This window comes from Riemerella anatipestifer, assembly GCF_009932355.1.
In the GTDB taxonomy this organism is placed as follows: Bacteria; Bacteroidota; Bacteroidia; order Flavobacteriales; family Weeksellaceae; genus Riemerella; species Riemerella anatipestifer_E.
Map to the genome: position 1 here is coordinate 1 of NZ_LEKU01000037.1, position 9,144 is coordinate 9,144.

General features: G+C 34.9%; 5 protein-coding genes and 1 tRNA gene. 3 read left to right on the forward strand and 3 right to left on the reverse strand.

The genetic code is table 11. The features are described 5' to 3' along the window. Positions 1-333: 333 nt before the first annotated feature. Both purB and GXW81_RS10265 read right to left on the reverse strand, forming a co-directional pair. Positions 334-1,761 (reverse strand): adenylosuccinate lyase, encoded by a 1,428-nt coding sequence (gene purB, locus GXW81_RS10260; protein WP_161532227.1) that lies wholly within the window; start codon positions 1,759-1,761, stop codon positions 334-336. An 83-nt stretch (positions 1,762-1,844) separates the two neighbouring features. After that, positions 1,845-2,891 (reverse strand): ABC transporter substrate-binding protein, encoded by a 1,047-nt coding sequence (locus GXW81_RS10265; protein WP_185153023.1) that lies wholly within the window; start codon positions 2,889-2,891, stop codon positions 1,845-1,847. Positions 2,892-2,935: 44 nt separating this feature from the next. On the opposite strand from GXW81_RS10265, the gene GXW81_RS10270 reads away from it, so the two are divergent. From GXW81_RS10270 to GXW81_RS10280, 3 genes are all read left to right on the forward strand, one after another. Beyond that, positions 2,936-3,012, forward strand: a tRNA-Arg gene (locus GXW81_RS10270). 79 nt (positions 3,013-3,091) lie between these two features. Continuing rightward, positions 3,092-3,523, forward strand: a complete 432-nt coding sequence (locus GXW81_RS10275; RefSeq protein WP_161532229.1) for a DUF4268 domain-containing protein — start codon at positions 3,092-3,094, stop codon at positions 3,521-3,523. Positions 3,524-3,605: 82 nt separating this feature from the next. Further along, complete coding sequence (locus GXW81_RS10280) at positions 3,606-5,726, forward strand: S46 family peptidase (protein ID WP_409258624.1); 2,121 nt, start codon at positions 3,606-3,608, stop codon at positions 5,724-5,726. Between the two features lie 60 nt (positions 5,727-5,786). Here the strand turns inward: GXW81_RS10280 and GXW81_RS10285 are convergent, their stop codons facing one another. Then, complete coding sequence (locus GXW81_RS10285; RefSeq protein WP_161532231.1) at positions 5,787-8,651, reverse strand: pitrilysin family protein; 2,865 nt, start codon at positions 8,649-8,651, stop codon at positions 5,787-5,789. Between the last annotated feature and the right edge of the window lie 493 nt (positions 8,652-9,144).

The following is a 9,144-nucleotide window of genomic DNA, read 5'->3' on the forward strand; positions in this document are numbered from 1 at the left end:
GTGGGTTCAAAAACAGACCCTAAAGGGAGTAATGTTGAGGTTGTAGGGTTAAAATTTAGAGATTATAGGTTCAAAAATAGACCCTAAAGGGAGTAATATTGAGGTTGTAGGGTTAAAATTAGAGGTTGTGGGTTCAAAAATAGACCCTAAAGGGAGTAATGTTGTGAGGTTGCAGGGTTTGCAGAGCGTTGGTGCATCAATAATAAAAAAATACTACTCTTGGGATAGGGTAGTATTTTTTTGTTTAGTGAGGGAGGATTTATTTAGAATTTAGGTTTTACACTAAGCCTCACTTTTAGGCCTTATGTAAACTAAACTTCTACGGATACTATTTTAAACTTTCAGTTCTGCCTTTAATCCCACCATATCCGAATATTTATCTAATATTGGCTGAACTTCATTTTTGATAAATTCTTCGGTTTGTATAGGCGCAAATCCAATAAAGTTTTTAGGGTCTAGAACTTCTGCAAGTTTTGATTTGTCTAGCTTCAAGCTATTATCGTTCATTATTCTTTCTATCAAATCGTTGTCCTTGCCTTCCATTTTTACCTTTCTACTCGCTTCCATAGAATGAACTCTGATGATTTCGTGGATTTCCTGTCTGTCGCCTCCTGCCTTTACTTCTTCCATAATAATGTACTCGGTAGCCATAAAAGGAAGCTCCTCCATAATATGCTTGTTGATTCTGTTTTCGTAAACTACCAGTCCGTTCATAATGTTGTTCCAAATCAATAAAATGGCATCTACCGCAAGGAAGGCTTGTGGAATGCTTAGTCTTTTGTTAGCCGAGTCGTCCAAGGTTCTTTCAAACCATTGCGTTGCTGCTACCATTGCGGAACTAGAAGATAACGACATTACATATTTAGCCAAAGCTCCTATTCGCTCCGAACGCATTGGGTTTCTCTTATATGCCATTGCCGATGAACCAATTTGGTCTTTCTCAAAAGGTTCTTCAATCTCTTTTAGATTTTGTAACAGTCTTAAATCGTTAGTAAATTTGTGAGCCGATTGGGCTATGTTGGATAATAAAGCCACTACTTTAGCGTCTATTTTTCTGTCGTAGGTTTGTCCAGAAACGCCAAAAACTTTATCAAATCCGAATCTTTTGGATAGTTCTTTGTCCAGCGTTTTTACTTTTTCGTAATCTCCGTTGAAAAGCTCTAGGAAACTAGCTGCAGTTCCTGTTGTTCCCTTTACTCCTCTGAAACGAAGTGTGTCTAAGAAGAACTCTAGTTCTTCAAAATCTAGAATTAAAGACTGTAGCCAAAGAGTGGCTCTTTTGCCCACAGTAGTTAGCTGTGCGGGTTGGAAGTGAGTGAAGCCTAAAGTTGGTAAATCTTTGTATTTTAAGGCGAAGTCGGATAAGCCTTTAATTACATTAACTAGCTTTTTTTTAAGGATAAGGAGTCCGTCTCGCATTTGGATTAAATCCGTATTGTCGCCCACAAAAGCCGAAGTAGCTCCTAAGTGGATAATGGGCTTGGCTAGTGGTGCTACATCTCCGTAGGTGTGCACGTGAGCCATTACATCGTGGCGGAAACGCTTTTCGTATTCGGCGGCTTTAGTATAATCTATATCTTTAGCCTTGTCTTTCATTTGATTGATTTGCTCGTCGGAAATGTCTAGACCTAAATCTTTTTCTATTTCGGCTAGAGCAATCCATAGTTTTCTCCAATTTTGAAATTTGTTGTCGTGAGAGAAATTAAAAAGCATTTCTTCGCTAGAATAGCGTTCTTCTAAAGGGTTTTTGTAGGTATTCATTTTTACTTTTTTACTTTCACAAAAATAAGGAAATTTTTAAAAATTAAATTATTCTATTTATTAGAGAGTTATGTATTTATGCTTTATTTTAAGGCACTCATATAAGTAAGAGTATCTTTAGGAAGTAAATCAGGGTGGAAGATTTTAATATAGTCTTTTAAAACTAAATCGGCTCTTACAACACCACTTTCAAAGTAGTCGTTGGCTTTGCCTTTTTGTCTTTTGGCGATGTTATAAAGTTTTCCTTTTTTAAAGATGTCCATTTTGGAATAGGAGGGATTCATCGCTAATAATTCATTTTTGTATTGATAGTTGGAAAGATTGACCCAATATTCTGCCTGTTTTGATTTAGCATAAACTTCCTCAAAACTTAAAGGTACAGATTGGTCTTTATCCAAATCGTTGAATATATAATTGCCTCCTGCATCGTTAAAGTATTTGGCAGCAAAGGTTTTATTTCCTGGCAAGAACCATTGGTTGCCATAGATTTCATTACAAAGAACTTGAGGTTTATGCGGTGTTTTCTGTGCTTGAAGTTTTAAATTATCATAGTTTTGTTTGATGTTTAAATAGCGTTCAGAAGCTTGTTTTTCAATACCGAATAGTTTTCCAAAAATTTTTAGATAAGCCGTTTTTTCTAGTGGTTCGTTTTCTAGATATTCGTTTAGGAAGACGACTTCTATGTTGTTTTTTCGGAGCAAGTCATAGGTGTTTTCAAAATTAGGGATATGATTAGTGATTATAGCATCGGGTTTTAAACTGATGATTTTTTCCAAATCGTATTTTTGCTCGTTACCTACGGTGTGTATTTTTTTAGATTGGATGAGTGCTTTTACCTTTTCGGAATAGATATATTCCTCACTAGAAATACCAATGATATGGCTCTCTAAACCTAGTTCTAGCATATAGCCTAGCATAGAAGAACTCAGTAACACTACTTTTTTTAATGGTAATTTGGCGGCGGATATTTCGGAGGAAATATTTTTTGTGTTGATAATTACTTTATTATTATCTTCTTGATAATAAGTGTTTTTTGAAATGATAACTTGTTCTTTTGAAAAATTATTAGCCTCTTTTTTACAAGATATAAGTGCTAAACTGCTTATGAGAATAAAAAAATGTGTTTTCATTTTCAAAAATAATAAAAAATTTTCTATATTTGCAAACTCAAAACGGACGCGTAGCTCAATTGGATAGAGCATCAGATTACGGCTCTGAAGGTTAGGGGTTCGACTCCCTTCGCGTTCACCAACCGCCTTTTTTAGGGCGGTTTTTTATTTATAACAAAATTGATTGTCCTAGATTTAGTGCCAATAAAATAAAATGCAATATGTTTAGCAAACAAGAAGCTGCACAACTTAAAAAAGAATTCTGGATTGCCTTTGGGAAATCTTTCCCCAGAAAATGGCTTCTTTATAATACCAAAATTAAAGACTTTTCATTTAAGTTTTTTGCTGATAATAAAAAAGCAATGGTGTGCTTAGATATAGAGATGAAGGAGGAACTTTTCAGAAATGCTTACTTTGAGAAAATACAATCTTTACAATCTATTTTAGACGAAGCTCTTGGTGAGGAGGCTTTTTTTGAGGAAACATTATATTTAGATAATGGTAAAGAAATTAGCCGAGTGTGGGTAGAGTGTGATGGTGTAAGTATTTTCAATAAAGAAAGTTGGCAAAAAATATTTGAGTTTTTTGTAGAAAAAATGACGGCATTTGAAACCGTATTTTATGAGTACGAAGACTTTATAAAAGACATTTAAAGTAATAGCAGTCATTTTATAAATTAGGTTGGTTTTTTCATTTTTCTTATTTTTAGGGCAAAAATTTTTAATAATGATTAAAATGATAAAGAAACCTTTAATACTATCTGCCGTGGTGTTGCCTGCTGTAATGGCGTTTGCACAGCAATACGGAGGAATGTGGATGCCTACGGAACTCAATGAAAAAGAAATGAAAGAGTTGGGAATGAAAATATCTGCAAAAGATATATTCAATCCAGAAAAGCCTAGTATTAAAGATGCGGTGGTACAGTTCAATGGAGGGTGTACTGCGGAAGTTATTTCTCCTAAAGGGCTTATTCTTACTAACCATCACTGTGGTTATGGGCAGATACAATCTCATTCTAGTGTAGAAAAAGATTATCTAAAAGATGGTTTTTGGGCTAAAAATATGGGAGAAGAGTTGCCTAATCCTGGGGTAACTGTAGACTTTATTGTAGATATTAAAAATGTAACCAACGAAGTTTTAAAAGGAAACCCAAATCTTTCTGAACAAAATATCAAGGATAATATAGATACTTTAAAGAAGTCGTTTAAGTTAGAACCTTATCAACATATTGTGGTAAAGCCTGTGTATTACGGTAACCAATATTATGCTTATGTTATAGAAACGTTCAAAGACGTTCGTTTGGTAGGAGCACCACCGTCTTCTATTGGTAAGTTTGGTAGTGATACAGATAACTGGGTTTGGCCTAGACATACGGGAGATTTCTCTATGTTCCGTGTTTATGCAGACAAGAATAACAAGCCTGCAGAATATTCTAAAGATAACATTCCGTACAAACCAAAGCATTTTTTACCAATTTCTATCAAGGATAAAAAAGAAAACGATTTTACTTTTGTATTCGGTTTTCCAGGGAGAACGCAGGAATATCTACCATCTATAGCTGTGGAAAAAATAATGAAGGAGATAGATCCAGCAATGATTTCTATGCGAGAGGTCGCTCTTAAAACTTTGGACGAAAAAATGCGTGTAGATGATGCAACAAGGATTAAATATGCTTCTAAATATGCCTCAGTAGCCAACTATTGGAAAAAATGGATAGGCGAGGTGGAAGGGCTTAAAAAGTCTAAAGCGGTGGATAAAAAACGAGCGTATGAAGCGGAACTCATCAAAAAGAACCCTGAAATAAAGAAAACTATAGATGAGCTTAATAGACTTTATACAGAGCAATCTGCCTATGCATTGAATAGAGCGTATTATAACGAACTTTTAAGAAATGCGGAAACACTTAATTTAGCTAATCGTTACTTAGATTATCTGTTTAATGTAGAGAAAGGTAAGAATATAGAACCTAAGTTTTTTGAGAATTTAAAATCTTTTTATAAAGATTACGATGGCGAATTAGATGCTAAAGTAACGGCAAAACTATTGGCTTTATATACCAATAAGACGCCTGCGGAATTTCTTCCTAAAGGGTTTGAAGAATTTAAAAATGAAGAGGCTAATCTTAAAGCCATAGAAGAATGGAGTAAAAACTCGGTGATTACAGGAAGAAAAGCACTTAACGGTGCTTATGTAACTTCTGACTTAGACAAGGTATTTCAGAATAAAGATGCTTTAGTAAAAGAGCTTAATTCTGACCCACTTTTAGGAGTGTTAGCTATGTTACAGACTACCTATGTTCAAGGAACTCAGTCTAAGTTTAATGAATATCAAACACAAATAGATGCTCAGCTTAAAACCTTTATGGCACAGCAAATGGCGACGGATAAGGATAGAAAATTCTTCCCAGATGCTAACTCCACACTTAGGGTAACTTACGGAACGGTGCAAGGCTCTAATCCTAGAGATGCTGTATATTACGGATATAAAACGCATACTTCGGGAATTATGGAGAAATATATCCCAGGAGATTATGAATTTGATGTTCCTGCTCGTCTTATCAATCTTTATCAAAACAAAGATTATGGCATTTATAAAGATGAAACAGGAGAGGTGCCAGTTAATTTTACAGCGACTAATCATACCACAGGAGGTAACTCTGGAAGCCCAGCGTTAGATGCTTATGGTAATTTGATAGGACTTAATTTTGACCGCCAATGGGAAGGCACGATGAGCGACATCAATTACGATCCTAAATTCAGTAGAAATATCATGGTGGATACTAAATATATCCTATTTATCGTTGATAAATTTGCTAATGCCAAATGGCTTTTAGACGAAATGAAAATTATAAAATAAGAGTATAATTTCTTTCAAAATAGAAAAAGTCAGACAACTTGTCTGACTTTTTTCTTGTTTTTAATAACCGAACAAATCTCCTATGCTTAACTCATGTACTGCTCCTAAACTTTTTAGATAATTTAAGTCAAGGCTTTTGGTTTGTCCTATAATGGCGGTGTGGTACGGTATCGGTTTTATATTTTGATTATAAAAATCAGTTAAATCGTCTAAACTAAGCGAATTTATCTCATCATAAATATCCTTTCTAATGTCGTAGCTGTATCCCCATTTTTGCATCGCAAGATAATTGAAATATAAATTCTGCTTCGTAAGTCTTTGTGAGGCGATTTGCTTCAGAGCAGAACTTTTAGCATTATTGAATTGCGACTTGACTTGTGGAAGTTCACTCATTAGTTCGTTTATAGAGTTTAGGGCGATTTCCATTTTGTCGGCTTGAGTGCCAAGGTAAGACGTTACATAATCATACTTTTTGAGTTGGCTAGGGTAGGTGTAAGACACATAAGCCGAATATGCCAACGATTTAGATTCTCGTATTTCCTGAAATACAATAGAAGATAGCCCTCGTCCAAAATATTCATTAAAGACACTTATTCGTCCAAAATTTTTAGGGTTGATTTCTTCGCCTCGTCCTACCTTCATTATTTCCACCTGTACCATATCATAATCTACTAGATAGACTTTGTTTTGGTTAGTGAGTAGCTCTGGGTAGTTTTTAGGTACTGGAGGCGTAAGGTTTCCTTTAGTAAGACCTATATCTAACAATGCTGATTTAAATGCTTCGATATTTTGCCCATAGAAAAACAACTCATAAGGGTAATCCAATAATATTTGAGTTCTTTGAGTGAAGTCTTCCGCCTTAGCAGTTTGTAACCTTTCTTTGGTGATAACATCTCGGAAACGAGAGTTTTCTCCATATTTAGCATAATTTACTAAGGCTCTCGTAATTTGGTTTTTGTCCTTTTTACTTATTTCACGAGCGTCTAAGATGGTGGATACCATAGTTTGATAAATAGAGTTATTAGCCTGTATATTCCTTAGCCAATGTACCATTAGTGCAACCCCTTTAGCCAGATTTTCCTCCAATCCGCCCAACATAATACTAATGTTATCTGTACCAACTTGGAAGCTATAATTAACCCCTATTTTGTAAAACTCTTGTTTTATTTCTTCGGGAGAATAGCGGTCGGTTCCCATATATTCTAACACTTCTAGCACCAAACCAAACTCTTTATCATTATCCGTACCCATAGGGAAAATAAAGTTCATTTGAGCGAGGTTGTTTTGGGTGTTTTTAATGGAGCTTAGTTTAATCCCATTGAGGTTATCCTCTAATATTTCTTTAGAATAATCGGCAAAAATAGGAGCTATATCGTGAGTTTTCTCTGCGAGGAGTTGCGTTAAAAATTCAGATTGAGCTTCCTTATTGATTTTAATAGGCGTTATTTTAGGGTTTTCTACGCGTATAAGTTTATCATTTTCGCCTCTTTCTTTATAAACTACCACATAATTTTCGCCAAAAAATTCGTTAGCAAAACTAATGACTTCTTTTTTAGTAATGGTTTCGTATAGATTGAGTTCGTTTAGTTCTTCGTTCCATTCTCTTTCTTTAATGAAGGTTTCGTAAAGGAGTGTGGCGAGTCCATCGGCAGTTTCTAGTTGTTTTAATCTTCCTTTTTTAATATCGTTGATGATGGCAGGGATAAGCCAATCTGGGAAATCTCCTTTTTTCAAGGCTTCTATTTGGGATAGAATTAAATCCTTCGCTTCGTCCAGAGTTTGATTTTCCTTCGGAACAATGACGATAGACAAAAATCCATAGGACTTAAATGGAGAGTGAAACGCCGACGCTCTTAAAGCAGTTTGTTTTTGATTGATGTTTAAATCAATAAGTCCTACCTCACCGTTGTTTGAAAGGATTTGAGTGCATATCTCGGTAAGTCTAGCTTCTTGAGTGCCATAGCTATGAGAACGCCACGCCATCTGAAGTCTAGGTGCAGAAGGACTTTTAATAGTTCTTCTAATGATGTTGTTTATAGGTTGCTCTATAACAGGTGTTTTTGGAGGCAACTCTCTAAAAGAAAAAGTGCCAAAATAGCGTTCAGCTAAAGCGATGGTAGGTTCAAAATCTAAATCTCCCACCAAAATAAGGGCATAATTGTTAGGAACATAGTATTCGTTAAAATACTTATGTAAGCCTTCCATAGACGGGTTTTTAAGATGTTCGGCTTTACCAAGGGTGGTTTGTTGTCCGTTGGGGTGATTAGGGAAAAGAGCGTCCATAATTTCATAATGCACCAATCTAAAATCGTTATCTTGGGCTCTATTGAACTCTTCATAAACAGACTCTAGCTCGGTATGGAATAGTCTTAAAGTTAGCTCCGAAAAGCGTTCTTTTTCTACTTTAAACCATTTTTCCAACTCGTTGGACGGGATATTGTTCTTATACACTGTTTCGTCTAGCCAAGTGTGGGCGTTAGTGCCAGAAGCTCCTAGAGAAGATAAAATTTTGTCGTATTCGTTAGGGATAGCATACTGTGCTGCCTCTTGAGAAACAGTGTCTATCTCTTTGTAAATTTGCTTTTTTTCTTCCTCATTTTGGGTGGCTTTGTGCTGCTCAAACAAGTCGGATAATTTCTGTAAAAGCGGCTGTTCTTTTTCCCAGTCAAGGCTTCCTATTTTGGAAGTGCCTTTAAACATCATATGCTCCAGATAGTGGGCAAGACCAGTATTGTCTTTGGGGTCGTTATTACTTCCTGTTCTTACGGGGATATAAGTTTGTATTCTGGGAGCATCAGAATTTTTGGAGAGGTAAACTTTAAGACCATTTTTTAGCGTGTATATTCTTACTTGGTTGTCGTCGTTAGTTACCGATAGGTATTCTAGCCCATTCTTATCGGTGTGGGATATTATATCATATTTCATCACTTACAAAAATCTTAATTGAGGTGCAAAGATACCTTAGTTAGAGTAATAATTGGTAAAATATTTTATTGCATTAAATATAGTTTATGAGAAATGTCACATAGAATCAACTATATGTTATGTATAGTTGGTACATTTTATTACAAAATTTATGTGTAATTCTTTTTTCTATCTTTGTGCTACTATTTGTTTAGATTGTAATGAGTAAAGTTAGAAATAATAGTTTAGATATAAAAAATATGAAACAGCTTAGTATTAAAAGAATAGATAAGTTTTTATGTGGTTTTAATTCTTTTTTTTCTTTACGAAGTAGTATCTCACAAAGTGTGTAAAGTTTAAACTATCGAGGGTTGCAACCCTCGATAGTTTTTTTATTAACTTTAAATTTTTATACACGATGAACAAAGCAGATTTTTTAAACGACGATTTTTTTAAACAATTCCAAAGCGGTGAAGAACTTACCGATTTTTTGAAGTCCATTCAAAAGCGAGGG

Coding starts and splice junctions, on each gene's coding strand:
- purB (WP_161532227.1), bottom strand. CDS start 1,761: ATGAATACCTACAAAAACCCTTTAGAAGAACGCTATTCTAGCGAAGAA.
- GXW81_RS10285 (WP_161532231.1), bottom strand. CDS start 8,651: ATGAAATATGATATAATATCCCACACCGATAAGAATGGGCTAGAATAC.
- GXW81_RS10280 (WP_409258624.1), top strand. CDS start 3,606: ATGATAAAGAAACCTTTAATACTATCTGCCGTGGTGTTGCCTGCTGTA.
- GXW81_RS10265 (WP_185153023.1), bottom strand. CDS start 2,891: ATGAAAACACATTTTTTTATTCTCATAAGCAGTTTAGCACTTATATCT.
- GXW81_RS10275 (WP_161532229.1), top strand. CDS start 3,092: ATGTTTAGCAAACAAGAAGCTGCACAACTTAAAAAAGAATTCTGGATT.